Consider the following 26,884-nt stretch of genomic DNA (forward strand, 5'->3'; position numbering starts at 1 on the left):
ATTATCAGTACTAGCGCTATCATTTTGAACAGTGTCAGTATCTTGTTCAGTAGAAAAAGCATCCGAATTCACGCTATCCTTAGATTCAACTTGTTTGACTTCAGAAGTAACTTCTTCATTATCAGTACTAGCGCTATCATTTTGAACAGTGTCAGTATCTTGTTCAGTAGAAGAAGCATACGAATTCACGCTATCCTTAGATTCAACTTGTTTATCTTCAGAAGCAACTACTTCATTATCAGTACTAGCGCTATCATTTTGAACAGCGTAAGTATCTTGTTCAGTAGAAGAAGCATCCGAATTCACGCTATCCTTAGATTCAACTTGTTTGTCTTCAGAAGCAAGTTCTTCATTATCAGTACTAGCGCTATTATCTTGAACAGCGTCAGTATCTTGTTCAGTAGAAGAAGCATCCGAATTCACGCTATCCTTAAATTCAACTTGTTTGTCTTCAGAAGTAACTTCTTCATTATCAGTACTAGCGCTATCATCTTGAACAGTGTCAGTATCTTGTTCAGTAGAAGAAGCATCCGAATTCACGCTATCCTTAGATTCAACTTGTTTGTCTTCAGAAGCAACTTCTTCATTATCAGTACTAGCGCTATCATCTTGAACAGCGTCAGTATCTTGTTCTGATGTGTTTTCATTGTTAGCTGTTTCATTAGAAGTAACATTACTTTCAAGAGCGTCTTGATTTGTTTCTAAATCTTGATTATCATTTTGTTGCGCTTCTTGATCTTGACCTTTTTGGTTATATGTATCTTGAGTTGGTGTTTGATCAGAAGTTTGATTGTTCAACTCATCAATTTGAGCATCATAGTTTGAGTTATTATCAGTAGATGCCTGTTTGATTTGTGTAGGGTCTTGGTAGACTTGTGTACCTGAAATGTTAGCTGTTGGTTTACTAATTTCAGATTTAATTTCTTCACTTTGGTTAAGTGCTTTATCATCATTTAAAATATTCTTATTAGGCGATTGATCTTGTGTTTTATCTGCCGCCTGTGCGTGATGAGTTGTCAAAGCTGTACCCGCTAATGTAAGTGCTATAATTGAAGGTACCTTATAAGTGTTTTTATTCTTAGCCATTAAACTGCCCCTTTAACTTTATAAATTTAAATTCATTATAATACGTCTAAGGATCGAGTGACTTATTTTTCACCGATTTGTAATATAAAATTAATCTTATTAAATTTTGGAAAAGATTTAACATACGATTTAAAGCGTTATAACGCCTTATTCACAATATATTGAAAAAATACACACCAAAGAATATTACAAAATTTAGATGAAATATTACTGTAAAAATATGACAAATAATTTTAAATTGTTTTTGACATTGCAATGTGTTTGATGTTTTCCTCCATAAAAATTTCTCCGAAAGGTTCATATCCAAGCGATTCATAAAATGATTGCGCATGACATTGTGCATTAAGCATTAACTTTTTATCGCCTTTATTTTTTGCTACGTTTTCTAAAAAGTCCATTAGTAATTTTCCATAACCTTTATTGCGATGCGATGCTAAAATAGCCACTCTTTCTACTTTTACGCCATTAACTATAGGGCGAAGTCTACCAGTAGCAAATGGCACAGCATTTTGATCATAGCCAATTACATGTGTCGCAATCGTTTCATATTGATCTATTTCATTTTCTAAAGGTACACCTTGTTCTTCAACGAAGACCTTTTTACGTATACTGTGAGCTTCTGCTATCATATTTTGAGTTGTAACAATTTTGAACATTAAAGATGCCTCATTTCAATTTTTAGTATTAAAAATACCCTACCATAAATTATATGGTAGGGCAGTATATTTATAACGCTTCTTTTCTAATAATTGCAGTGTATTGCCAAAAAATACGCATTTGTGCAATGTTCCAATTATTCATCCCCATGGCAAAGCCTGAAGGTTTAAATAAGTTGACATCAGTCACTTCTAATGCAGCTGCAATTAGATACTGAATAGGCACACTGATTTGCTTCATTGTTTCTGTAATGCCATTTTGGTCATAAACCCATGTGAAGGGGAGTTCTGATTCAAACACATCAACTTTTTCAAAAATTTCTGGAAGCGCAACAATATAACACGCGCCATCAACAATTGGATTATTGTCACTATCTTTATAATAAATTCGTAGTGCCTCATAATTCTCCCGATGTTCATGATTGACGTAGAAAAATTCATTCCTGAAAAGTGCCATGTCTTTGCTGTGAATCAATTGTTGTTCTAATACATTAAACATACCATTTATTTGGTTGAGTTTGTCATATGTTTTACGTGACATACAGTGAGCTCCTCTCTAAAGTTAATATTGATTTGTAGGTATTTCTTGTGCATTTGGTTGTTGATTTTCATCAGGTTGTTGATTTTCATCAGGTTGTTGCTGATTTGGATCAACTTGTTGTTGCGTATTTTGATCGCTATTTTGTTGATTCGGATCGTCTTGTTGAGTTTCATATTGATTAGCGTCAGATTGTTGATTATTGTCATTATCGTTATTTTCTTGAATATCTGAATCTGTAGAATTATTATCTGATGATTGATTTTCATCATTTTCATCATTACTCGTACTATCGTTTTGAGACTTTCTTAGCAATGAACTATCTATCTCTGTTTGTGGTATGAGTGTACCATAAAAATCAATAACACGTTGGTTTAAAAATTCTAACTTATCTTTTATTTTAGGTAATTCTAGATCATCACGCAAAAGATTTGACGTATCTTGAATGTTTTTTATATCAGGATTGTAATAATATATACCATTTAAGTAGTCGTCTTTACCTTCTAGTTGTGTACTCTTGATATCAATATCATCTTTTAAATATGATGTTGCAAGTACTTTGATTTCTTTATAACTTAAATTGTGTTTGGCATTTTTACCAACAATTTCAACAACATCATCTAATTTACTAATTGAATCTGCTTTTTGAGCTTTAGCAAACAGTTTTTTTATTAAATCCATTTGACGTTGACCACGTTTTAAATCAGAGTCTTGATGTCTTGTTCTCGCAACGGCTAATGCTTCATCGCCATTTAAATTTTGGTGACCCTTTTTAACTTTTATTTTTCCAGAATCATCCGTATTTGGTTCATTAATGTCATAAGGGACATCGTATTCGATACCGCCCAGTTCATTAACAGCATCGACAAAAGCTTCCATATTAATTCTTACATAGTAATCGACTGGCACATTTAAAGTAGCTTCTACAGAGTCCATTGATGATTTAGGACCTCCATAAGCATGAGCATGTGCAATTTTATCGTAATAACCCACTTTAGGGATAAAACTAATAGTATCACGTGGGATACTTAACATTCTTATTTGTTCTTTCTCGGTGTTAAGTGTAGAGAAAATCATTGCATCTGATCTTGATTGTTCAGTACTTTGTCCGTTTTTTTCACGACCACTATTATCATCAATACCTAAGAATAAGATAGAGATAGGATCTTTTGAAGGGTCAACTTTTGATTCGCGGATGTTAGATTGCCTCGCTGAATCTTGATCATTGTATGAATGTTCAAAAGCACCTTGAGAAGATTTTAATAGTATAACGGCAAATATCACTGGAACAACCACAAGAAGTAAAGATAGAAATATTAAAAAATATTTTAAAAATTTATTCATGTTTGGAGCTCCCCATGTATAAGATTTGGTACATGTAACTATCATTTTGTTGAAGTTGTTAAACTTTTTAACTTTGTTAAATATTTGTAAAGAAGAAAATGTACTATAACTTATAATTTTATTACTATAATTAAAAAATATCAACTATCAATATGTTATTTACGAGTTTGAGATAAAAATTCAAGATATTTGTGATACTTAGGACTGGAACAGTCAAGGTTTAGATATAGATGTTACATTTATGTCATTTGATTAAAAATGATTTATTTTAAAACATAGGATATAATATACATTGGAAATATAAACTTGTAGACAATATCAATTCTAATGAATAATTAATAGATTCTATTTGGATAGCAGAATGTATGGGATGATTTATTGAGAATTAGCTTTTAAAATGAAACTAAAATTAAATATATCTTTATTCTGAAAGATATAAGGAGGAAACATCGACGTGAAACAAGCTTGGTTAGAGAGAATTGATGAAAGTTTAGTTAAAGCATTTTATCAATTACAAACAGAAGAAGAAAGAAATGAAGGTTTTGAAACTACTTTAACTTTCGGTACTGCAGGTATAAGAAGTACTTTTGGCTTAGGTCCTGGAAGATTAAATGCCTTTACTGTTCGAAAAGTTGCATTAGGATTAGCACAATATTTAAAAAATACAGTTAGTAGCGATTCATCCGTGGTTATCCATTTTGATACTAGACTATTATCAAAAGCATTTTCTAGAGAAATGGCAAGTGTTTTAGCTGAAAATGGTGTGCATACGATTATATCAGAAAATTATAAATCTACACCAGAGTTATCTTTTGCGGTAAGAGAATTAAATGTAAGTGCTGGCGTCATGATAACTGCTAGTCATAATCCTAAAAACTATAACGGTATAAAAATTTATGATCATCATGGTGGTCAACTATTACCAGAAGCATCAGAAACGTTAAGTTCTTATATCAATTCAATTGAATCACCATTGTTAATTGAAAAAGGTGATTTTGAGACATTATTAAATGAAGAGAAAATTCAATTTATGGCTAATGAAGTGACAGAAAAATACAAAGCTGAAGTTAAATCATTAGTAGGTACGATTGAAGAAAAGGATGCCAAAGTTGTACTTACGAGTTTACATGGTACGAGTTTACCATTAATGTCAGATATATTGTCAGAGTTGTATTATCGTAATTATGTAATAGAAGAAGCGCAATCAAAACCAGATGGTCAATTTCCGACGATTGCAATTGCTAACCCAGAGGACGAAGATGCGTTTGCACTGGGGAAAAAATTGGCAGATGAAACAGATGCACAACTCATCATTGCCACAGACCCGGATGCTGATAGATTAGGATTTATTGAACGCTATGGAGATAACGACTATAGATATTTTAATGGTAATGAAATAGGTTTATTATTTATGAAATTGAGATTTCAAGATTTAGTAGAATCTAATAAGCCACAATATATTATAAAGTCAATCGTTACGAGTGAGTTAGCAGAAAGATTAGCTAAATCATTAGACGTTGAAGTGGCGAACGTTTTAACTGGGTTTAAATTTATTTCTGACTTAATCGAACAAAATCACAACGCAACAAATAAGCAATTGTTGTTAGCATTTGAAGAAAGTCATGGATACTTAGCAAAACCAATATCCAGAGATAAAGATGCAATTCAAATGGTACCACTGTTAATTAAATATAAAAACTTATTAAATAAAAACGGTTTAACATTTAAAGATACAATTCATGATATTTATCAAAATATTGGTGAATTTAAAGATAGAACAATCGCACCAAGCTTTGAAGGCTCAAAAGGTAATGAAAAAATTTCTAAAATAATGAGTCAGTTTAGAAATAAAGATATTCTTTCAATTTGTGGCATGGATGTTAAACAAATTGAAGATTACCAAATTGGAGAAATTAAGAATGTGAAAGAGGGGACGACTGAACCATTATCATTACCTAGTACAAACTTAATTAGATTCATATTTGACAATGGTTTTATTGCTCTGAGACCATCTGGAACAGAACCCAAAATCAAACTGTATTTCTCGCTTAATGTAGATAACATTGATGCCATAACAGATCAATTTGAAAAAGACTATATTAATCATATAGATTGAGTAAAATAGAGGCAAAAAGATGACTACGAAAAAACTAAAACGAATAACGATTATTTTAACTATACTTCTTGTAGCAATAACATTCTTGATTGTATATAAGCATTATCAACGTTACAACCAAGAATATAATGATACTAAAACTTATGAAGATGCATCGAAAGGTCATAAAAAAACAGGTGAATTAAATACCATTGTTGATGAAAATAATCCTGATATAGTAGAAGTTAATAGATACTTAGAACAGATCAACTTTAATGGTACAGCTGCTGTATTTGAAAATGGTCAATTAAAACTAAATAAAGGCTATGGTATGAAAAATTTTAAAGAAGATGAAAAGAACAAGGCGGATACATTATATTTAATTGGTTCTTCTCAAAAATTCACTACTGGTTTAATGCTAAAACAACTGGTAAATGAAAAGAAGATCAATATGAATGATCCAGTCACAAAATACGTACCTTGGTTTAAAACAGCGCAACCGATTACATTAAATCAATTGATGCAGCATAAAAGTGGTTTATACAAATATAAAGCTTCACCTCAATATAAAAATTTAGATGAAGCTGTTCATGCTATACAGGAAAAAGGAATAGAAGCAAAATATTATAATAAAAATAGATATAACGATGCGAATTACCTAGTATTATCACGCGTGATAGAAGAGGTGACTAGTAAATCCTATGTAAAAAACTTTGAAGATAGACTTGCAAATCCATATAATTTGAATTTCACAGCATTCTTCAATGATTTAGATTATCAAAAGAATATGGCAATTGGTTATAAAAAAGATAAAACGTCCAGTAATCCAGTAAAACAAACACCCAATATATTAGATCAGTATTATGGTGCGGGTAATCTTTTTATGGCGCCATACGATATGGGGCAATTAATATTAAGCTTACAAAAAAACAAAATTTTCGATAGTAAAATAACGCAACCACTTTTACATGAGAGTTTAACATCGCAGTATCCTGAACCTTATAGATATGGTTTTTATTCACTTCCAGATAAAAATAGAATAAATGGTGGATTTTTTGGCCAAGTATTTACAGCTTATTTTAATGACAAATATATAGTAGTCTTAGGTACTAATTATGAAAATAGTAAGACTAATAATGAACAGAAAATCAAACACATTTATTATGATATCTTAAAACAAGACGGGCCATATAATATTGTCGATCAAAAATATTAAAGTAAAAGACATATATAAGCACTCCTTTACTATTTAATCAAAGTTTAAAACTTACCGATTAAATAGCATAAAAGGAGTGTCTTTTTATGCATTAATAAACTATTAGTTATTTACAATACTTAAGTGCATCTATAAAAATCTCTTTAAATACCTTAGGTTCAATAGACATGACTACACTACAATTAGGGAAAGAAGATTTAAAATCTGTAACCGTTGCACCTTTTGTCAATGTATCATTAGTCTCAACTTGAACATTTGCTTCTTGTACATCAAACTTTTCAGGATGAAGCAGATAAAGCACAGTATATACATCATAAACATTAATACCTTTTTCAAAATCATCACCTTTATAATGTTTAAAAAGGTGATGTAGCATATCTCCAGTTTGGTTTAAGGTCTGAAGTTCATTTACTGTACGATGACTCAATGTAGAACTTCTTGCAACATCAAGACCAACCATAGTCAAAGGTAAATCTGAATTGAATACGATCTGGGCAGCTTCTGGATCACAGTAAATATTAAATTCTGCAGATGGCGTTATGTTACCACGACCAGCAGAACCACCCATTAAGACAATTTCTTCAATATAATCTTTCGCTTCAGGATAAGTAGATATTAATAAAGCAATGTTTGTTAATGGGCCAATAGGAATGAGTGTTACGGGTTCTTCATTCGTTTTTAATTCTTTATACATGGCTTCCACAGCATGTACTGAAGCTAAATCATTATAGTTAGGTTCAGGAAAATCATATCCGTTCATACCTGATTCTCCGTGGACTATACTCGCGTCTACTATGTTTGAAAGTAAGGGCTGTGAAGCGCCTCTATGTATAGGGATATTACTCTTGAAAAACTGTTTAAGTTTCAATGCATTTGCTGTTGTTTTTTCAATTCCTACGTTTCCGTTGACAGTAGTAATCATTCTTAAATCAAACGCAGGGTGATTTAAAGCAATACTGATTGCCGCTGCATCATCGATACCGGGATCAGTGTCTATAATTATAGGTTGTTTCATTTTTATTTAACCTCCTTTAAAAATAGGGTATGTATTTATTTTACAATTTTTGTAGTTTAAATGCTTAAAAAACGTATTGAACATAGTAAAAATAACAATAGGGGGATGCTGGGAGTGAGGTTTTAATAATAATAAAAAAAAGACTCCTCCGAAGAGAAGTCTTTTCTAGGATTATAAGTGGCTTGAGTGTCCACCTTGCATTACCCAATAAGTACCAATAACAGTAATTAAAGTAATGATAATCGCAAATACAACTTTGAATCCTTGTAAATTCCCATCTTTACCTTCAGTTAAGTGCATGAACATTAATAATTGAACTGCAGCTTGTATAAAAGCGAAACCAAAGATGATGGTAATCTTAGCATTGAGTGCCATAGATGTGTATAAGGTTACGAATACTGCTAAGATTGTTAGAACGATTGAGGCAATAAAACCTACAGTATGTTTTACAATTGTATTCATCCGCTAAACACCATCCCTATCATATATACGGCAGTAAAGATGAAAATCCATACAACATCTAAAAAGTGCCAATATAAACTTACTATAAATAATTTAGGAGCATTGTCTTTATTTAATCCTCGCATTGCAACTTGAATTAATAAACAAATAATCCAAACAATACCTAATGATACGTGGGCACCATGTGTTCCTAATAGAACAAAGAAGCTAGACCAATAAGAACCAATAGTTAGATTAACACCTTCGTGTACATAATGCGCGAACTCATAAATTTCAAATCCTACGAATACTGCACCTAGAAGTACTGTGATAATCATCCAGATCATCATTAACTTTTCTTTTTCTTTTCTCATATAGTATATTGCTATACCACAAGTGTAAGAACTAATTAATAATGCAAATGTCATTATTAATATAAGTGGTAATTCAAATAATTCAGTAGTCATTTTGCCAGCATAATCGCCGCCGTGTTGAAGTGTTAATAATGCCGCAAACAACGTACCGAATAATGAGAATTCTGCTGTAAGGAAAATCCAAAAGCCAAGTCTATTTAAATTACCTTCATGCGAACGTTGATCAATTGTGTTTGCATCATGACTCATGACTTACAGCCTCCCTTTCTTTAATACGTGCATCACGTAAACGTTTTTCAGTTTCTGCTACTTCAGACGCTGGTATATGGTAACCATGGTCTATTTGGAAACTACGATAAATCATAGTACCGAAGATACCTAATAAACAAATGACTGCTGGGATAATTGTTTCGAAGATAAGGAAGAATCCACCAATAGTGAAGAAAATTCCCATCCAGAAACCAACAGGTGTGTTATTTGGCATATGAATATCAGTATAATTATGGTTATCTAAATAATGACGACCATGTTCTTTCATATCTACAAATGTGTCATAGTCATTCCAATCAGGAGTGATAGCAAAGTTGTATTTAGGTGGCATTGCGCCTGCAGTTGCCCATTCTAAAGTACGACCTAAACCATCCCAGTTATCGCCAGTAGCTTCACGTGGTGCTTTGAAGAAGCTGTATACGATACTTGCAACTAAGAACATAAAGCCTAATGCCATCATTAGGGCACCGACAGTTGAAATTACGTTTAGTAACCACCAACCATCTTCTGGCATATAAGTATATAAACGACGAGGCATACCATCTAAACCAAGAATGAATTGTGGTATGAAACAAATGTTAAATCCGATTATGAATAACCAGAAACACCATTTGTTTAATGTTTCGTTTAACTTAAATCCAGTCATCTTAGGCCACCAGAAAATTAAAGCACCTAGACAAGCAAATACAACACCAGCCACTAATGTGTAGTGGAAATGCGCTACTAAGAAGTACGTATTATGGTATTGGTAATCTGCTGCTGCCATAGAGAGCATTACACCAGTCACACCACCTATTAAGAAGTTAGGTATGAAACCTAATGCGAATAGCATTGGTGATTCAAAGGTGATACGGCCTTGATAAAGCGTAAACAACCAGTTAAAGATTTTAACACCAGTTGGTATACCAATCAGCATGGTTGAGATTGAGAAGAATGAGTTGATTAATGCACCATTACCCATTGTGAAGAAATGGTGAACCCAAACTAAGAAACTTAAGAATGCGATACCTGCAGTTGCCCAGACCATGCTTTGATGACCGAATAGACGTTTACGTGCAAATGTCGGAATAATTTCAGAGTAAATACCAAATGCTGGCAAGATAACGATATACACTTCAGGGTGCCCCCATACCCAGAAGAAGTTAGCCCATAGCATCGGCATACCACCATTTGCGACAGAGAAGAATGCAGTGTCGAATATTCTATCAGTCGTAAATAGTGCTAATGCAACTGTTAAAACAGGGAAAGCCAAGATAACGATTAATGATGTGATGAAAGTAGTAACCGTGAACATTGGCATTTCCATGAATTTCATAGTTGGTGTTTTACATCTAAGTATAGTAACAAAGAAGTTAATACCGGTCATTAATGTACCGATACCAGAAATTTGTATTGCTATTAAGTAATAGTTAACCCCAGGTCCTGGGCTGAATTCGCCTGCAAGCGGTGCATAGTTTGTCCAACCAGCTGCAGGTGAACCTCCGATTATAAATGAAAGGTTGAATAAAATCATACCTGAGAAGAATAACCAGAAACTTACGTTATTTAATACAGGGAATGCAACATCGCGTGCACCAATTTGTAATGGTACTACGACATTCCATAAACCAAAGATGAAAGGCATTGCCATAAAGATGATCATTATTACACCGTGCGTACTAAAGACCTCATTATAATGGTTTCCTTCTAAAAATGTGTTATCTGGAATTGCTAATTGTGTACGCATCATTAGTGCATCAATACCACCACGTACGAACATTAATACCGCACAGATTAAGTACATCGCACCAATTTTTTTATGGTCAATAGATGTGAACCATTCTCTGTATAGATATTTCCATAATTTAAAATAACTAATTACTGCGATCACAGCTATGACTGCAAACGGTGCACCAATTTGTGCCATCGTTATCATCCAGTTACCTTGAACGAGTAATTGATCCCATGGAAAATTCATTAATGTCCACCTCCATTTTCATGGTCTTTTTTCTCTATTTTAGATGCTTTATCATCTTTAACACCTTCAGAGATTTTTTCCATTTCATCCATATTATGTGATTCTTCATCTTTGAATTCACTATCATATGGTTCATTATTGCCTAGAATCATGGCTTTCATTCCATGGCGTTCATAGTTTGCATTTGTGATTTGCGGCTTACGTGCAGGTTTATCTGGTTTATCTAATACATCTTCTTTAATTTCTTCAGGTGTATTAAAGTTTGGATCTTTCTGCACATAATTGTAACGATCGTAAGCATAGAAAATATACTCAGGATCAGCTGCAGGATCAACAAATGCTAAATGCGTACCACTGAAAGTTAAGTTTTTATTTTCAGTAGTTGGTAAAAGTTGCTTATCAAATGTATCTTGGTCCAATACTTTTTTGCTTTGCGCATCTTTTACCCAATCCTCAAATTTACTTTGGCTTACAGAATTAACATCAAATGTTTGACGTTCGAAGCCTTCACCATTGAAGTTTGAGTTACGTCCTCTGAACGTACCTTCCTCACTAGCTGTTAATGTCCAGTCCATTGTCATACCTGTCATCGCATATTTTTGGCCACCTAATTGTGGAATCCAGAAACTTGTCATCATATCCATTGATTGGAGTTTGAAGACAACAGGGCGATCTTTCGGAATAGTTAAATGATTAACTGTTTCGATTTTTTGTTCAGGATAACTGAAGAACCACTTATAACCAGCGCTTGTCGCATAAACAACAAGTGGATCGTCTTCTTTCTGTGGTTTTTCCTCATAACTGTAAAGCGAATTAACCGTTGGGATGGCTAAAGCAATTACAATAATTACAGGAATAATAAACCAAATTGTTTCCATTAAAGAATTGTGGTGCATCTTTCCTGATTCTTTAGTATTTCCTATTCTATATTTATATAGGAAAACTGTGAATAAAATAACAACAGCGGCAATAATAACAAGCATGAAGATGATTGAATACATAATCAAAAACTTCGTATCGCTTGCCATCGGCCCTTTTGGGTTTAAAACTTCTACGTTAGAACAACCACTAAGCAAAATTAGCGAGCCAAAGAGTAGAAGCAAAGACTTAAATTTTGACACTTTTTTGACCTCCTAATACTACAAATGTAGGGCTTACCATCAATTTTAAGATATTACGCAATATTTACAAGTGTTTGTGCGAAAAAAAATATTGTAAAATTAAAAGAAACCCAACAAACTCAACGTCTGGTGGGCTTTCAAAGATTTGTTAAAATTATGTGTACATTTTGTGAAAAGTGTCATATTTAAGACAATAAACCAAAATCACACACAAAATAGTGATAAACATTATCATTTAGGGGGTATATGTATTAAATTTATAAAATTATTTTACTTCTATATAACGAATAGATTTATTAGTTGCGCCATCTGAATCTTCAACTTTATATTCAATCTTATATTTACCAGTTTTTTCAGTATTAATATTACCGTCAACTGTGATTTTATGTGTCAGATCTCCATCTTCTTTATCATAAGCACGCACGCCGTTTAAAATATTGTAGTCGTCGCCTTTATCGATAATGGTATCATTAATCCCTTTAAGTTCTGGAATTGAATTGTCAGTAGCTTCTGCGCTTAAATTAGGTGATACAAGCGTAGCAGATACACCTAATGCAGACAAAGATTGTATTAATTTATTCATTACGTAACCTCCGAACGCAAAACATTAATTTTATTAAATCTTACTATACTTTAATTTGCTATATTATACATCATACTATAGTCCTAATATATCTTATTTCTATAAATTTCATTGTAATTTCCGGTTAAAAGTATGTAAATTGAACTTTTTGTGAATTTTATCACAAAAGTCTTTTGTAACATCTAATTTTGTAATAAGATAAAAATGCAAAAAGCAATAAAATAAAATTAGGGGTGGATTAAATGTTGAATGAAAAAGAACGAGATATAATTAAAGAGACGGTTCCTGTATTACAACAAAAGGGAGAAGAAATCACTTCGTATTTTTATAATAGAATGTTTACGAGACATCCTGAGTTGAAAAATATGTTCAATCAGACCAATCAGAAAAAAGGTTTGCAATCTACTGCGTTAGCACAAAGTGTATTAGCTGCTGCAGTTAATATTGATGATTTAACGCGCATCATGCCAGTTGTTAAAGAAATTGCTTATAAACACTGTGCGCTACAAGTACCAGAAGCTGGGTATGATATAGTAGGGGAAAATTTATTGGCAGCTATTCAAAATGTATTAGACTTACCAGAAGATGATGTGATTATTGCTACGTGGGCGAAAGCATACGGTGAAATAGCTTCCGTATTTATTAATGTAGAAAAAGAAATTTATAACGATATGGCTTGGGACGGCTTTAAACCTTTTGAAATTACTCATATAGAGGCAATAACTTCAGATATAAAAATGTTTACTGTTAAGTCAGATGAATATGACCTAAGTAAATTTGAGGCTGGACAATATATTACTGTAGATGTAGAAAGTGATAAATTGGAATATCGTGCCAAACGTCACTATTCAATTATTGAAGGTGACAAACATACATTAACTTTTGCAGTGAAGAGAGATGTGACAGATTCACACGAGGGAGAAGTATCAACCATTTTACATGATGAGATGGAAGTCGGTCGTACGATAGATTTATCTGCTCCTGTAGGAGGATTTGGAATAGTAAATGACATAGCGCCTCAGTTGTTTATCGGTTCAGGTATCGGTGTAACGCCATTAATTCCAATGTTTAATGACATTGCAAAATCAAATGTAAAAGTAGATTTTATTCAAAATGTTGAAAGTGTACAAGAAATACCTTTTAACAGTAGAATAGAACACATTGCAAATAATAGTGATAATGCGTCGTATATTATTCACGATAAACAAAAAAGTGGATATATGGACGCAACATATCTAAGTCAGTTTATTTCAACAGATACTGAAATTTACGTTTGTGGCGGCGTTAAATTCCTTCAATCAATTATTACTACATTAAAAGAAATCGGTATTGAAACACAACGTATACATTTCGAATCATTTATTCCTAGATTAAGTGTGGGCGTTTAACTGTAAACAATTGCTCCCTTTACTGATGAAAAATACCTTTATCAGTTTTAAAAAAATATGAGAGCTAGCTTATGTGGCTAGCTCTCATTTATATTTATAATCTTATTGTTTTAATTGTATATAGATTACCAAAGGATTATGTGGTCTGATCCTGTAGTTTGCTCATTATTTATCTGGATTTCGTATGTCGTAAAAATCATAAAACAAATAAACGTCAATTTCTAAATGATTCCAATAGAAATTGACGTTTATTTTATAGGTAGAAAACGCTTAATGTTTTAACCTCGTAGTTTTTGTATTAGCAATAGTAGAAAGTCAAGGTAAGGCGAGTGAACGCGTTTATTACAAGTACTTGACAATTAGTCATTATTGCTACTGCAGTGCGTTTGTTCATCTTGTTTTAATATGAGAATACATACTGCTATTCTAAACTCATTAAGCGCTGAACAGTCGTTATTTATTCGACTATTCTATGCCTCTACGCATTTTTTCGGCTATAAGTGTATTATTTAATACCATAGTAATTGTCATTGGACCAACGCCACCTGGAACTGGTGTAATTGCGCCTGCGACTTCTTTAACTTCATCATAAGCGATATCACCTTTTAATTTACCATTTTCATCCGGTGTATTACCGACATCTATTACAACGGCACCTTCTTTAACGTCGTCTTTAGTTACTAGGCCTGGACGTCCGACTGCACTTACAATAATATCAGCATTTTTTAAATGGCTATGCATATCTTTTGTTCTAGAATGTAAGATTGTAACAGTTGCGTTTTTTTGAAGTAATAATTTAGAAACAGGTTGACCTACAATATGACTTCTGCCAATTACAACGGCATCTTTACCTTCTAATTCAATATCAGCATGATTTAGAAGTTCCATGATTCCAAGTGGTGTACATGGTACAAATGTTTGTTGGTCAATATATAACTTACCGATGTTTTCTGGATGAAAACCATCCACATCTTTAACAGGATTTATAGATTCCAATATTTTTTGTTCGCTTACTTGTTCAGGTAATGGCACTTGAACTAATATACCACTAACACTATCATCTTCGTTTAAGCGTTTAAGTTCTTGCAATACCTCTTCTTCAGAAGTTGACTCATCTAAATGTACAATTTCAGAAATCATACCAATTTTTTCAGCAGCTTTCTTTTTTGAATTGACATAACTTTGGCTAGCACCATCATTACCCACTAAAATCACAGATAATTTAGGTGTGTAACCTTTAGATTGTAAAGCTTCAACTTGATCTTTGAGCCCTTGTCTGTAATCTTTAGCAATTTGTTTTCCATCTAAAATCTTTGCAACCATAAAAATCCTCCTTGTATGTATGAACTTTACTTAACATTAACATAAAAACGACAGCGATTAACAACCAAAAGACGTAAATTATTAAATTTTTTGCATTTAAAGTTCGATTTTTGATTGAAAAAGCATGGTTTAATTGTTATGCTATATCTGTAATATACATCTAATAGTAGTAACATTTCAAATTTCTGAAAGGGTGTTCGTTTTGAAAGTGGTAGTCATAATGGGTAGTTCGTCAGATTGGGAAACAATGAAAGAAAGTTGTTCTATGTTAGACCAATTGGAAATTCCGTATGATAAGAAAGTTGTTTCAGCACATCGTACGCCACAATTAATGGTTGATTTTTCTAAAGAAGCAAGAGCGAATGGTTATGATGTCATAATTGCAGGTGCAGGTGGCGCCGCTCATTTACCAGGTATGGTTGCATCGATGACAACATTACCAGTAATTGGTGTACCAATTGAGTCAAAAAGTTTAAAAGGCTTAGATTCGTTATTATCAATTGTCCAAATGCCAGGAGGCATTCCTGTTGCGACTACAGCTATAGGTAAAGCTGGTGCTAAAAATGCAGGTGTATTAGCTGCAAGAATACTAAGTATTGGTAATCAATCAATCCAAAAGAATTTGGAAAATTATGAAAAATCATTGGTTCAGAAAGTGAGTGAAATGCAAGATGAACTTCAATAAATTAAAGTTCGGTTCGACAATCGGCATTATTGGTGGCGGTCAGTTAGGAAAGATGATGGCACAATCAGCTCAAAAGATGGGGTATAAAGTAATCGTGCTCGATCCTGACAAATCATGCCCATGCCAACATGTCGCACATGAATTTATCAATGCTGACTATGATGATCAAGAAGCGTTGGAACAACTAGGTGAGTTATCTGATGTCATCACTTATGAATTTGAAAATATATCAGCAAATCAATTAAAGACACTTGTCTCAAAATATAATATTCCTCAAGGGTATCAAGCTATACAACTACTTCAGGACCGATTGACTGAAAAGCAAACATTACAAGATGCAAATTGCAAAATTGCATCATTTGTACAATTATCCAAGCCGGATGATTTGGACATTGCAATAGAAACAATCGGTTATCCTTTTATCGTGAAAACAAGATTTGGTGGCTATGATGGTAAAGGTCAAATATTAGTTAATTCAACATCAGACATAGATGAAGCAATGACACTTGTAGAAAAACAAGAATGTGTTGCTGAACAATATTTGCAATTAGAGAAAGAAGTATCTCTAACAGTAACCATTGGTAGTGATAATCAGATCACATATTTTCCACTGCAAGAAAATGAACATCAGAATCAAATTCTCTTTAAAACAGTCGTACCTGCACGTACAGAACATGAAAAAGAAGCAGAAGCTAGAAATGAAGTTGATAAAATAACCAAAAAAATACATTTCGTAGGTACTTTTACTGTGGAGTTCTTTATAGATGGTGACAATCGTTTATACGTAAATGAAATCGCACCTAGACCACATAATTCTGGTCATTACTCAATAGAAGCCTGTGATTTTTCACAATTTGATACACATATCTTAGCGATTACTGGCCAAAAATTACCAAAACAAATTGAATTGTTAAAACCCGCAATCATGATGAATTTATTAGGTAAAGATTTAGATTTATTAGAGGATCAATTTAGCGAGCATGCTGAATGGCATGTACATATATATGGTAAAACATCTAGAAAATCAAATAGAAAAATGGGCCATTTAACAGTGTTGACTACTGACATAAATAGATGTGAACAAACGCTACTTGGTAAATTTGAAGGGAGATCTGAATAATGTCTTTATTATATGAAGGTAAAGCAAAAAGAATATTTTCAACTGGTGAAAATGATGTATTACGCGTTGAATATAAAGATGAAGTTACTGCAGGAAATGGTGCTAAAAAAGATTTAATAGAAGGTAAAGGACGTTTAAATAACCAAATCACTTCTCGCATTTTTAATTACTTAAAAGAAAAAGGCGTGAAAAGCCATTTTATCGAGCAGATATCTGAAACGGAACAACTAGTACAATCCGTTGAAATTATACCTTTAGAAGTAGTGGTAAGGAATATTGCTGCAGGATCTATAACTAAAAGACTTGGTTTTGATAAAGGACATGAATTTGACGAACCACTTGTTGAGTTTTTCTATAAAAATGATGACCTAAACGATCCGTTAATAACTGAAGATCATATTAAGTTACTACATTTAGCTGAAGATAACGAAATTAATACATTAAAAGAAGCGGCAAAGGAAGTAAATGCAGAATTAGTTCAATTGATGAATGAAATGAACTTAAGATTAGTAGATTTCAAAATAGAGTTTGGCCGTACAAATGATGGACAAATTTTACTCGCTGATGAAATTTCTCCTGATACATGCCGTATTTGGGATAAAGATAGCGATACAAATTTTGATAAAGATGTATATAGAGAAGATAGAGGATCAATCATTGAAACATATCAAACTTTTTTAAATAAACTGGAGGCTTTATAAAAATGAAAACAATTGAATTACACATCACATTACAACCACAAGTATTAGATACACAAGGACAAACATTAAACCGTGCAGTTCACGATTTAGGCTATAAACAAGTTAACGATATCCGTGTTGGAAAAGTTTTATATATGACAGTAGATGAAGCTACAGATGCTGAAGTACACAATGTGGTTACGACATTAAGTGAAAAACTATTTGCTAATACTGTCATTGAAGAATATAGCTATAAAGTATTGGAAGAAGGAGAGAAAGCATAATGAAATTTGCAGTGCTAAAATTTCCAGGCTCCAATTGTGATAGAGATATGTATAATGCGGCTATAAAGTCTGGTGTACAAGCAGAATATGTTGATTATCGAAATACTTCTTTAGATGGTTTTGATGGCGTGTTAATTCCAGGAGGTTTCTCATTTGGTGATTATTTACGTTCAGGTGCAATGGCTAGTGTGGCACCGATTACTGAAGAAGTGAAAAGATTTGCTTCAGAAGGTAAACCAGTATTAGGAGTTTGTAATGGATTTCAGATATTAACAGAAATAGGACTATTACCTGGTGCGTTATTACATAATGATTCGCACTTGTTTGTCAGTCGTAATGAGTCTTTAAGAGTTGTTAATAATCAAACAGCATTTACAAATTTATATGATGAAAATGAAGTGGTAGTTTACCCAGTTGCACATGGTGAAGGACACTACTACTGCACGCCGGAAACATACAAAGCTTTAGATCAAAACAATCAAATTATTTTAAAATATGTTGATAACCCAAATGGTTCATTTAATGATATTGCCGGTATTGTAAATGAACAGGGAAATGTTTGTGGTATGATGCCACACCCAGAACGCGCAATTGAATCCATTTTAGGTACTGACAGTGGTGTGAAGTTATTTGAAGCGATGGTAAATAGTTGGAGGGAACAAAATGTCTAAGTTTATTGAACCAAGTGCAGAAGAAATTAAATTAGAGCAATTGTATAAAGATATGGGTTTAAGTGATAAAGAATATGAAAAAGTTTGCGAAATTTTAGGTAAAGAACCTAATTTTACAGAAATAGGTATCTTCTCAGTAATGTGGAGCGAGCACTGTTCTTATAAACACTCTAAGCCATTCTTAACACAATTTCCAACTTCTGGAGAGCATGTATTAATGGGACCGGGTGAAGGCGCCGGTGTTGTGGATATAGGTGATAATCAAGCTGTTGTATTCAAAGTAGAATCCCATAACCATCCATCTGCTGTAGAACCTTATCAAGGTGCGGCAACTGGTGTCGGCGGTATTATTAGAGATATCGTTTCTATTGGCGCAAGACCTATTAATTTATTAAACAGCCTACGCTTCGGCGAACTTACTGAAAAACAAAATCGCCGTTTATTACGTGGTGTGGTTGCTGGTATCGGTGGTTATGGTAACTGTATAGGCATTCCAACTACTGCCGGTGAGATAGAGTTTGATGATAGATATGATGGAAATCCTTTAGTAAATGCTATGTGTGTGGGTATCATCGATCATGATATGGTTCAAAAAGGTACAGCAAAAGGTGTAGGTAATTCAGTCATTTACGTAGGATTAAAAACTGGACGTGATGGTATTCATGGCGCTACATTTGCTTCTGAAGAATTAAGCGAAGATAGTGAAAGTAAACGACCATCAGTACAAATTGGTGACCCATTTGTTGGTAAGAAACTTATGGAAGCAACATTAGAAGCGATTACGTTTGATGAACTGGTAGGTATACAAGATATGGGAGCTGCAGGGCTTACTTCATCTTCTTCAGAGATGGCTGCAAAAGGTGGCAGTGGTTTACATTTACGTTTAGAACAAGTCCCAACTAGAGAAAAAGGAATATCACCATATGAAATGATGTTATCAGAAACACAAGAGCGTATGTTACTTGTTGTTGAAAAAGGCACAGAACAAAAATTCTTAGACTTATTTGATAAACACGAATTAGATAGTGCTGTGATTGGTGAAGTAACGGATACAGATCGTTTTGTATTAACGTATGAAGACGAAGTGTTTGCGGACATTCCTGTGCAACCTTTATCTGATGAAGCGCCTGTTTATGTATTAGAAGGTGAAGCGCCAAACTATAATGAGCGTAAAAATGATTATAGCAAAGTGGATGTAGAGTCTGTGTTTGATGAACTATTACAACATCCAACTATTGCATCTAAACGTTATTTATATGAACAATATGACCAACAAGTTGGTGCTAATACAATTGTGAAACCAGGATTACAATCATCTGTAGTTCGAGTAGAAGGTACGAATAAAGCAATCGCATCTACGATTGACGGTGAAGCACGTTATGTATTTAACAACCCTTATGAAGGTGGGAAAATGGTTGTAGCAGAAGCGTACCGTAATTTGATTTCCGTAGGTGCTACGCCATTAGCAATGACTGACTGCCTAAACTATGGATCACCAGAAAAGAAAGAAATTTATCAACAGTTAGCGGATTCAACGAAAGGTATGTCAGAAGCGTGTGAAGTATTAAATACACCAGTCGTATCAGGTAATGTATCACTTTATAATGAAACTAGAGAAACATCTATCTTCCCTACACCGGTTGTAGGCATGGTTGGGTTAATCGAAGACATCGATTATTTAAATGATTTCCAACCGAGTGTTGGCGACACTTTATATGTAGTAGGTGACACAAAAGATGACTTTGGTGGTAGCCAAGTTGAGAAGTTACTATATAAGAAAGTAAATCATGAATTTGAAGCAATCGATTTATCTAATGAAGTACAAAAGGGTGAATCTATTAAACAAGTAATTCGTAATGGTGTTGCATCACATGTTCAAACCGTTGGAAAAGGCGGCTTATTGTTGACGTTAGCACGTATGAGCGCACATTACCAACTTGGATTAAACGTACAATTAAACGTAACGAACGCGCAATTATTTAGTGAAACACAAGGGCGCTATATTGTTGCAGTAAAAGAAGGACAAACGTTAGAAATTGAAAATGCTGTGGAAATTGGTCAATTAACAAATGACGGTCAATTTAAAGTAGCTAATAATGAGGTTCAAGTAACACGTGATGTTCAAAACCTTACTGATATATGGGAAGGAGCAATACCTAAATGTATGACAGCAACGGACTAAATGAAGAATGTGGTGTATTTGGTATTTGGGACCATCCCGAATCTGCACAATTAACTTATATGGGGTTACACAGTTTACAACATCGTGGGCAAGAAGGCGCTGGTATAGTGTGCTCTAATGGTGAAAAGTTAATTGGTGAACGTGGTTTGGGTTTGTTAACAGAAGCAATATCGGATATTCAACTTGAAACTTTCAAATCATACCAACACGCTATTGGTCATGTGAGATATGCAACATCCGGTAATAAAGGTATTGAAAATATCCAACCATTTTTATATCACTTTTACGATATGAGTGTTGCAGTTTGTCATAATGGAAACCTTATAAATGCACAAAGTTTAAAGCGTTCATTGGAACATCAAGGTTCTATTTTTCATTCATCATCGGACACAGAAGTCATCATGCATTTAATTAGAAGAAGTAAAGCACCAACCTTTGAAGATGCATTCCAAGAAAGTTTGAGAAAGATAAAGGGTGGATTTACTTTTGCTATTTTGACTAAAGATGCACTATACGGTGCAGTTGACCCTAATGCAATTAGACCATTGGCTGTAGGTAAAATGAAAAACGGCTCTTACATGATTGCGAGTGAAACATGTGCGATTGATGTCTTAGGTGCTGAATTTGTGCGCGATATTCATGCAGGAGAATATGTTGTGATTAATGACGAAGGTATTAGAGTAGAGTCATACACGAGACACACGACGACAGCTATTTCTGCGATGGAATATATTTACTTTGCTAGACCTGATTCTACAATTGCTGGTAAAAATGTACATGCAGTTAGAAAGCAATCTGGTAAGCAACTAGCTAAAGAAAGCCCAGCTGAAAGTGCAGATATGGTCATCGGAGTGCCGAATTCTTCATTATCTGCTGCTTCTGGTTACGCAGAAGAAAGCGGCTTGCCTTATGAAATGGGCTTAGTTAAAAACCAATACGTTGCACGAACATTTATTCAACCGACCCAAGAACTACGTGAACAAGGTGTACGCGTAAAATTATCAGCGGTTAAGGATATTGTACAGGATAAAAACATTGTGCTTGTAGATGATTCAATTGTCCGAGGTACAACTAGTAGACGCATCGTGCAAATGTTAAAAGATGCTGGAGCCAGAGAAGTACACGTACGTATCGCGTCGCCTGAGTTTATGTTCCCAAGTTTTTATGGCATTGACGTTTCGACAACAGCGGAACTTATTTCTGCTAACAAATCACCAGAAGAAATAAGCGAACATATTGGCGCAGATTCTTTAGCTTATCTATCAGTTGATGGATTGATTGATTCCATTGGACTTGATGTAGATGCACCATACAGTGGATTGTGCGTAGAAAGTTTTACTGGTGACTATCCAGCAGGACTTTATGACTATGAAGAAGATTATATAGCGCATCTAAGCGATCGCCAAAAAGCATATATAGCAGATCATAAACAATTCTTTGATAGAGAGGGTAATTTAAATGTCTAAAGCATATCAACAAGCCGGTGTAGATATTAATGCAGGTTATGAAGCAGTAAATCGTATGTCTAGTCACGTTAAGAGAACAATGCGCAAAGAAGTACTTGGTGGTTTAGGTGGTTTTGGGGCAACATTTGATCTATCACAATTAAACATGAAAGAACCATTACTTGTTTCTGGTACAGACGGTGTAGGTACAAAACTGAAATTAGCAATCGATCACGATAAACACGACACAATTGGTATTGATGCCGTTGCCATGTGCGTCAATGATATTTTAACTACAGGTGCAGAGCCACTGTATTTCTTAGATTATATTGCAACACATAAAGTTGTCCCAGAAGTCATCGAACAAATTGTCAAAGGGGTAAGTGACGGTTGTGAAGAGACACATACTGCTTTAATTGGTGGAGAAACTGCAGAGATGGGTGATATGTATCACGAAGGTGAATATGACTTGGCAGGATTTGCTGTTGGTGCTGTTGAAAAGAGTGAATATATTGATGGTTCTTCAGTAAAGCCAGGTCAAGTTATCATAGGGCTTGAATCTAGTGGAATTCATTCAAATGGATATAGCTTAGTTAGAAAATTAATCGAAAAATCTAAGATTGATTTACAAGCTAACTATAATGATGAACAAACATATTTAGAAGCGTTTTTAGAACCAACGAGATTATATGTTAGTCCAATATTAGCTGTTAAAGAAGCGGTTAAGATTCATGCCATGACACACATTACAGGTGGTGGATTTTATGAAAATATCCCTAGAGCATTACCCGAAGGTGTGACTGCTAAAATAGATGTAACTAAATTCCCAACATTACCAATTTTTGATTGGTTGCAACAACAAGGACAAATTGAAACCGAAGAAATGTACAACATATTTAATATGGGTATTGGTTTTACAATTGTAGTAGATGAGGTTCAAGTACAAACAACTTTAGATATACTAAACAAACAAAATGTAAATGCTTATGCAATTGGAGAAATCGTTGAAGGCGAAGAACCAATTCAATTAACGGGGGTATAAAAGTGACCAAAATAGCTATTTTTGCGTCAGGGTCAGGTAGTAATTTTGAAAGCATAATGACACAAATTGAGCAAGGTAATCTTCCTCATATTGAAGTGACAGCATTGTATACAGACCAAGTTAGTGCATATTGTATTGAACGCGCTAGGAAATACAATCTAGATGTACATATTAATGAATTGAAAAACTTTGATTCTAAAGCAGACTACGAACGAAAAATTATAGAGTGGCTTACTTCAGAAAAAGTTGAATGGATAGTCTTAGCAGGCTATATGAAATTAATTGGCGAAAATATTTTGAGAGCCTATGATAAAAGGATTTTAAATATTCACCCATCCTTATTACCTAAGTACAAAGGTAAAGATGCGGTGGGACAAGCGTTAGCAAGTGGTGATGACATAACGGGTACAACGGTACATTATGTCGATAGTGGGATGGATACAGGAGAAATTATCGAACAAAGAACATGTGATATATACCCGGACGATACTAAAGCTGATTTAGAAGAGAGAATAAAAGCATTAGAACATGAATTATACCCAGCAGTCATTTCAAAAATCATTCAATAAGAGGTGCAAGTAATAATGAAGAAAGCAATTTTAAGTGTGTCTAATAAAACAGGGATTGTAGCGTTTGCGCAATCACTAATAGAAAATGGTTATGAATTATATTCAACAGGTGGAACAATGCGTGCAATTGCTGAAGCAGGTGTACCTGTAAAGTCTATTTCTGACTTAACGCAATTTGAAGAAATTATGGGTGGTAGAGTTAAGACATTACATCCATCTGTACATGGTGGTATTTTAGCAGATCGTGATAAACCTGAACATTTAGAACAATTAAAAGAACAACATATTGATTTAATAGATATGGTCGTTGTGAATCTTTATCCGTTTAAAGAAACGGTTGCTAACCCAGATGTAACAGAAGGTGACGCAATTGAAAATATTGATATTGGCGGTCCTACCATGTTGCGTGCAGCAGCTAAAAACTTTAAACATGTAACAACGGTAGTTCATCCTGCTGATTATAATGAAATCATAAACAGATTAAAAGATGGCCAATTAGATGAAGCTTATCGTAAATCATTAATGATTAAAGTATTTGAACATACAAATGAATATGATGCTGCGATTGTCGATTATTTCAAAGACAACAAAGAAAGTTTACGCTATGGGGAAAACCCACAGCAGTCTGCGTATTTTGTACGTACTTCGGATGCATCACATACACTAGCTGGTGCTAAGCAATTACACGGTAAACAATTAAGTTATAATAACATTAAAGATGCTGATGCTGCCTTGTCACTTGTTAAACAGTTTGAACAACCAGCAGCAGTTGCTGTGAAGCATATGAATCCTTGTGGTGTTGGTGTAGCTGATTCAATTGATGAAGCTTATCAATATGCCTTTGAAGCTGATAGTCAATCTATCTTTGGTGGTATTGTTGCTTTAAATAGAACAGTTGAAAAATCATTAGCTGAAACATTACACGGTATTTTCTTAGAAGTTATTATTGCACCAAAATTTACGCAAGAAGCTTTAGATGTTTTAAGTCAAAAGAAAAATATTAGATTATTAGAAATTGATATGACTATTGATAATAGTGAACAAGAAGTTGTATCCGTTTCAGGCGGCTACTTAGTACAAGATAAAGACAATGTAGCTTTGAAACGTGAAGAAATGAATGTTGTAACTGATGTTGAACCTACAGAAGCACAATGGGATGCAATGTTATTAGGGTGGAAAGTAGTTGCTTCAGTTAAAAGTAATGCAATCATATTAAGTAATGCCAAACAAACTGTCGGCATAGGTGCAGGACAAATGAATCGTGTTGGTTCAGCACAAATCGCTATTGATCGTGCAATCGAAATAAATGACGATGTAGTAATGGTTTCTGACGGGTTCTTCCCAATGGATGATACTGTCGAGCTAGCTGCCAAGTCAGGAATTAAAGCGATTATTCAACCAGGTGGTTCAATTAAGGATCAAGCATCTATTGATATGGCAAACAAACATGGTATTGCTATGGTAACTACGGGCGTTAGACACTTTAAACATTAATAATGGAGGCCATATATTATATGAAAGTACTTGTAATTGGTGCAGGTGGTAGAGAACATGTTTTAGCACATAAGTTAAATCAATCACCTCTCGTTAATGAAATACATGCTATTCCAGGTAACGATGCAATGGCAGACGTAGCAATAATCCATACGGAAATAGCTGAAACGGATCATGAAAAAATAGTAGCATTTGCGCGACAACATGAAATAGCATGGGCAATTATTGGGCCAGAACAACCACTTACAGAAGGTTTAACAGATAAATTACAGGCAGCAGATGTTAAAGTGTTTGGTCCAAATCAAGCTGCAGCACAAATAGAAGGTTCAAAACTATTTGCAAAGCAATTAATGGAAAAATATAAAATACCGACGGCAGAATACAAAGAAATTACTAATAAACAGAGTGCCTTACAATATATTGCATCTTGTGAATATCCTGTTGTATTAAAGAAAGATGGATTGGCTGCTGGTAAAGGTGTTATTATTGCAAATAATTATGAAGAAGCACAAGCAGGTATAGAAACGTTATATCCTGAGGAAGATGGCGTTGTTGTATTTGAACAATTCCTTGAAGGCGAAGAATTTTCACTTATGACGATGGTTAATGGTGACTATGCAGTGCCATTTGATTGTATTGCGCAAGATCATAAACGTGCATATGATAATGACAAAGGACCAAATACAGGCGGTATGGGTGCTTATTGTCCAGTACCTCATATTGATGAGTCAATCTTGAAACAGACTAACGACGAAATTGCTCAGCCAATTGCCCAAGCTATGGTCAAAGAAGGGTACTCATTCTTTGGTGTACTTTATATAGGAGCCATTATTACCGCAGACGGACCAAAAGTAATAGAATTTAATGCTCGTTTTGGTGACCCTGAAGCACAAGTGCTACTCACACGTATGGAGAGCGACTTGATGCAACATATCATTGATTTAGAAGCGAAAGCACCTATCAATTTCGAATGGAAAGATCATGCGGTTGTAGGCGTTATGTTAGCTTCAAAAGGTTACCCAGGACAATATGAAAAAGGACACCAAGTAACAGGTTTTAATTTAAATGGCGATTACTTTATAAGTGGTTTAAAGAAAGAAAATGATCTGTATGTTACTTCGGGCGGTCGTGTCATATTAGCATTAGGCGAAGGTGAAGATATTGCTGAAGCTAAATTTAATGCATATGAAGCGGTCGATAACATAGAAAGCGATGGACTTTTCTATCGTAAAGATATTAGTAATAAAGCGATAAAATAGTTGAAAGATTATCATAAATTTAAAAAGCGATTGGACAAAGTGGTTT

General features: G+C 34.0%; 24 protein-coding genes and 1 pseudogene. 14 read left to right on the forward strand and 11 right to left on the reverse strand.

Annotation, left to right across the window (positions count from 1 at the left end):
* The 4 genes and pseudogenes from D9V42_RS08190 to D9V42_RS08205 all read right to left on the reverse strand — a co-directional run.
* Positions 1–1,086, reverse strand: a pseudogene (locus D9V42_RS08190) (GW dipeptide domain-containing protein); the annotation flags it as partial.
* Between the two features lie 233 nt (positions 1,087–1,319).
* On the reverse strand, positions 1,320–1,742 hold the full coding sequence (locus D9V42_RS08195; protein ID WP_107556270.1) for a GNAT family N-acetyltransferase: 423 nt from the start codon (positions 1,740–1,742) through the stop codon (positions 1,320–1,322).
* Positions 1,743–1,812: 70 nt separating this feature from the next.
* A complete protein-coding gene (locus tag D9V42_RS08200; protein ID WP_017724104.1) occupies positions 1,813–2,283 on the reverse strand; it encodes a DUF2538 family protein in 471 nt (156 codons plus the stop codon).
* Positions 2,284–2,304: 21 nt separating this feature from the next.
* Positions 2,305–3,624 (reverse strand): LCP family protein, encoded by a 1,320-nt coding sequence (locus D9V42_RS08205; RefSeq protein ID WP_107556272.1) that lies wholly within the window; start codon positions 3,622–3,624, stop codon positions 2,305–2,307.
* Between the two features lie 454 nt (positions 3,625–4,078).
* Here D9V42_RS08205 and D9V42_RS08210 point away from each other — a divergent pair, with 454 nt between their 5' ends.
* The gene (locus D9V42_RS08210) at positions 4,079–5,740 is read left to right on the forward strand and encodes a phospho-sugar mutase (RefSeq protein WP_122064379.1); all 1,662 of its coding nucleotides are present in this window, start codon (positions 4,079–4,081) and stop codon (positions 5,738–5,740) included.
* A gap of 19 nt (positions 5,741–5,759) precedes the next feature.
* Positions 5,760–6,935, forward strand: coding sequence for a serine hydrolase domain-containing protein (locus D9V42_RS08215; RefSeq protein ID WP_122064381.1), 1,176 nt, complete (start codon positions 5,760–5,762; stop codon positions 6,933–6,935).
* A 106-nt stretch (positions 6,936–7,041) separates the two neighbouring features.
* Here the strand turns inward: D9V42_RS08215 and rihC are convergent, their stop codons facing one another.
* The 6 genes from rihC to D9V42_RS08245 form a co-directional block, all read right to left on the reverse strand.
* Positions 7,042–7,950, reverse strand: coding sequence for a ribonucleoside hydrolase RihC (rihC, locus tag D9V42_RS08220; RefSeq protein WP_107555412.1), 909 nt, complete (start codon positions 7,948–7,950; stop codon positions 7,042–7,044).
* Between the two features lie 171 nt (positions 7,951–8,121).
* On the reverse strand, positions 8,122–8,412 hold the full coding sequence (gene qoxD / locus D9V42_RS08225) for a cytochrome aa3 quinol oxidase subunit IV (protein ID WP_017724109.1): 291 nt from the start codon (positions 8,410–8,412) through the stop codon (positions 8,122–8,124).
* A complete protein-coding gene (gene qoxC / locus D9V42_RS08230; RefSeq protein WP_107555413.1) occupies positions 8,409–9,014 on the reverse strand; it encodes a cytochrome aa3 quinol oxidase subunit III in 606 nt (201 codons plus the stop codon). The genes qoxD and qoxC overlap by 4 nt, the downstream gene beginning before the upstream one ends.
* Positions 9,004–10,992: a cytochrome aa3 quinol oxidase subunit I gene (gene qoxB, locus D9V42_RS08235; protein WP_107555414.1), complete on the reverse strand. Its 1,989-nt coding sequence runs from the start codon at positions 10,990–10,992 to the stop codon at positions 9,004–9,006. The genes qoxC and qoxB overlap by 11 nt, the downstream gene beginning before the upstream one ends.
* A complete protein-coding gene (gene qoxA / locus D9V42_RS08240) occupies positions 10,992–12,113 on the reverse strand; it encodes a cytochrome aa3 quinol oxidase subunit II (RefSeq protein WP_107529769.1) in 1,122 nt (373 codons plus the stop codon). The genes qoxB and qoxA overlap by 1 nt, the downstream gene beginning before the upstream one ends.
* Before the next feature lie 265 nt (positions 12,114–12,378).
* Positions 12,379–12,696 carry an immunoglobulin-like domain-containing protein gene (locus D9V42_RS08245; RefSeq protein ID WP_017724113.1) on the reverse strand — a complete coding sequence of 106 codons (318 nt, stop codon included), beginning with the start codon at positions 12,694–12,696 and terminating at the stop codon, positions 12,379–12,381.
* 242 nt (positions 12,697–12,938) lie between these two features.
* Here D9V42_RS08245 and D9V42_RS08250 point away from each other — a divergent pair, with 242 nt between their 5' ends.
* Positions 12,939–14,084: a globin domain-containing protein gene (locus D9V42_RS08250; protein ID WP_122064383.1), complete on the forward strand. Its 1,146-nt coding sequence runs from the start codon at positions 12,939–12,941 to the stop codon at positions 14,082–14,084.
* 465 nt (positions 14,085–14,549) lie between these two features.
* Here D9V42_RS08250 and folD read toward each other — a convergent pair whose 3' ends face one another.
* Positions 14,550–15,407, reverse strand: coding sequence for a bifunctional methylenetetrahydrofolate dehydrogenase/methenyltetrahydrofolate cyclohydrolase FolD (folD, locus tag D9V42_RS08255; protein WP_122064385.1), 858 nt, complete (start codon positions 15,405–15,407; stop codon positions 14,550–14,552).
* A gap of 202 nt (positions 15,408–15,609) precedes the next feature.
* Between folD and purE the strand changes: the two genes are divergently transcribed.
* The 11 genes from purE to purD are packed head-to-tail and all read left to right on the forward strand — an operon-like array spanning position 15,610 to position 26,838.
* Complete coding sequence (gene purE / locus D9V42_RS08260; protein ID WP_029379097.1) at positions 15,610–16,092, forward strand: 5-(carboxyamino)imidazole ribonucleotide mutase; 483 nt, start codon at positions 15,610–15,612, stop codon at positions 16,090–16,092.
* Positions 16,079–17,212 carry a 5-(carboxyamino)imidazole ribonucleotide synthase gene (gene purK, locus D9V42_RS08265; protein WP_122064386.1) on the forward strand — a complete coding sequence of 378 codons (1,134 nt, stop codon included), beginning with the start codon at positions 16,079–16,081 and terminating at the stop codon, positions 17,210–17,212. Before purE ends, purK begins: the two co-directional genes overlap by 14 nt.
* Positions 17,212–17,913, forward strand: a complete 702-nt coding sequence (gene purC / locus D9V42_RS08270) for a phosphoribosylaminoimidazolesuccinocarboxamide synthase (protein ID WP_122064389.1) — start codon at positions 17,212–17,214, stop codon at positions 17,911–17,913. Before purK ends, purC begins: the two co-directional genes overlap by 1 nt.
* Positions 17,914–17,915: 2 nt before the next feature.
* Positions 17,916–18,176, forward strand: coding sequence for a phosphoribosylformylglycinamidine synthase subunit PurS (gene purS / locus D9V42_RS08275; protein ID WP_122064391.1), 261 nt, complete (start codon positions 17,916–17,918; stop codon positions 18,174–18,176).
* Positions 18,176–18,847, forward strand: coding sequence for a phosphoribosylformylglycinamidine synthase I (gene purQ, locus D9V42_RS08280; RefSeq protein WP_107555419.1), 672 nt, complete (start codon positions 18,176–18,178; stop codon positions 18,845–18,847). The genes purS and purQ overlap by 1 nt, the downstream gene beginning before the upstream one ends.
* Positions 18,840–21,029: a phosphoribosylformylglycinamidine synthase subunit PurL gene (gene purL, locus D9V42_RS08285; RefSeq protein WP_122064393.1), complete on the forward strand. Its 2,190-nt coding sequence runs from the start codon at positions 18,840–18,842 to the stop codon at positions 21,027–21,029. The genes purQ and purL overlap by 8 nt, the downstream gene beginning before the upstream one ends.
* On the forward strand, positions 21,008–22,495 hold the full coding sequence (gene purF, locus D9V42_RS08290) for an amidophosphoribosyltransferase (RefSeq protein ID WP_107555421.1): 1,488 nt from the start codon (positions 21,008–21,010) through the stop codon (positions 22,493–22,495). Before purL ends, purF begins: the two co-directional genes overlap by 22 nt.
* Positions 22,488–23,516, forward strand: coding sequence for a phosphoribosylformylglycinamidine cyclo-ligase (gene purM / locus D9V42_RS08295; protein ID WP_122064395.1), 1,029 nt, complete (start codon positions 22,488–22,490; stop codon positions 23,514–23,516). Before purF ends, purM begins: the two co-directional genes overlap by 8 nt.
* 2 nt (positions 23,517–23,518) lie before the next feature.
* The gene (gene purN, locus D9V42_RS08300; protein ID WP_017724124.1) at positions 23,519–24,085 is read left to right on the forward strand and encodes a phosphoribosylglycinamide formyltransferase; all 567 of its coding nucleotides are present in this window, start codon (positions 23,519–23,521) and stop codon (positions 24,083–24,085) included.
* Between the two features lie 15 nt (positions 24,086–24,100).
* On the forward strand, positions 24,101–25,579 hold the full coding sequence (gene purH / locus D9V42_RS08305; protein ID WP_122064397.1) for a bifunctional phosphoribosylaminoimidazolecarboxamide formyltransferase/IMP cyclohydrolase: 1,479 nt from the start codon (positions 24,101–24,103) through the stop codon (positions 25,577–25,579).
* Between the two features lie 20 nt (positions 25,580–25,599).
* Positions 25,600–26,838, forward strand: a complete 1,239-nt coding sequence (gene purD, locus D9V42_RS08310) for a phosphoribosylamine--glycine ligase (protein ID WP_122064399.1) — start codon at positions 25,600–25,602, stop codon at positions 26,836–26,838.
* Positions 26,839–26,884 lie beyond the last annotated feature (46 nt).

Origin of the sequence: Staphylococcus pseudoxylosus (assembly GCF_003697915.1) — a bacterium.
Lineage (GTDB): Bacteria > Bacillota > Bacilli > Staphylococcales > Staphylococcaceae > Staphylococcus > Staphylococcus pseudoxylosus.

What these genes read in the sequence shown, in the direction of transcription:
- rihC (WP_107555412.1), bottom strand. Translation starts at nt 7,950, where the DNA reads ATGAAACAACCTATAATTATAGACACTGATCCCGGTATCGATGATGCA.
- purC (WP_122064389.1), top strand. Translation starts at nt 17,212, where the DNA reads ATGTCTTTATTATATGAAGGTAAAGCAAAAAGAATATTTTCAACTGGT.
- purH (WP_122064397.1), top strand. Translation starts at nt 24,101, where the DNA reads ATGAAGAAAGCAATTTTAAGTGTGTCTAATAAAACAGGGATTGTAGCG.
- D9V42_RS08200 (WP_017724104.1), bottom strand. Translation starts at nt 2,283, where the DNA reads ATGTCACGTAAAACATATGACAAACTCAACCAAATAAATGGTATGTTT.
- D9V42_RS08205 (WP_107556272.1), bottom strand. Translation starts at nt 3,624, where the DNA reads ATGAATAAATTTTTAAAATATTTTTTAATATTTCTATCTTTACTTCTT.
- qoxC (WP_107555413.1), bottom strand. Translation starts at nt 9,014, where the DNA reads ATGAGTCATGATGCAAACACAATTGATCAACGTTCGCATGAAGGTAAT.
- purS (WP_122064391.1), top strand. Translation starts at nt 17,916, where the DNA reads ATGAAAACAATTGAATTACACATCACATTACAACCACAAGTATTAGAT.
- purK (WP_122064386.1), top strand. Translation starts at nt 16,079, where the DNA reads ATGAACTTCAATAAATTAAAGTTCGGTTCGACAATCGGCATTATTGGT.
- D9V42_RS08250 (WP_122064383.1), top strand. Translation starts at nt 12,939, where the DNA reads ATGTTGAATGAAAAAGAACGAGATATAATTAAAGAGACGGTTCCTGTA.
- D9V42_RS08245 (WP_017724113.1), bottom strand. Translation starts at nt 12,696, where the DNA reads ATGAATAAATTAATACAATCTTTGTCTGCATTAGGTGTATCTGCTACG.
- D9V42_RS08195 (WP_107556270.1), bottom strand. Translation starts at nt 1,742, where the DNA reads ATGTTCAAAATTGTTACAACTCAAAATATGATAGCAGAAGCTCACAGT.
- purM (WP_122064395.1), top strand. Translation starts at nt 22,488, where the DNA reads ATGTCTAAAGCATATCAACAAGCCGGTGTAGATATTAATGCAGGTTAT.
- purL (WP_122064393.1), top strand. Translation starts at nt 18,840, where the DNA reads ATGTCTAAGTTTATTGAACCAAGTGCAGAAGAAATTAAATTAGAGCAA.
- purQ (WP_107555419.1), top strand. Translation starts at nt 18,176, where the DNA reads ATGAAATTTGCAGTGCTAAAATTTCCAGGCTCCAATTGTGATAGAGAT.
- qoxD (WP_017724109.1), bottom strand. Translation starts at nt 8,412, where the DNA reads ATGAATACAATTGTAAAACATACTGTAGGTTTTATTGCCTCAATCGTT.
- purF (WP_107555421.1), top strand. Translation starts at nt 21,008, where the DNA reads ATGTATGACAGCAACGGACTAAATGAAGAATGTGGTGTATTTGGTATT.
- folD (WP_122064385.1), bottom strand. Translation starts at nt 15,407, where the DNA reads ATGGTTGCAAAGATTTTAGATGGAAAACAAATTGCTAAAGATTACAGA.
- purD (WP_122064399.1), top strand. Translation starts at nt 25,600, where the DNA reads ATGAAAGTACTTGTAATTGGTGCAGGTGGTAGAGAACATGTTTTAGCA.
- qoxB (WP_107555414.1), bottom strand. Translation starts at nt 10,992, where the DNA reads ATGAATTTTCCATGGGATCAATTACTCGTTCAAGGTAACTGGATGATA.
- D9V42_RS08215 (WP_122064381.1), top strand. Translation starts at nt 5,760, where the DNA reads ATGACTACGAAAAAACTAAAACGAATAACGATTATTTTAACTATACTT.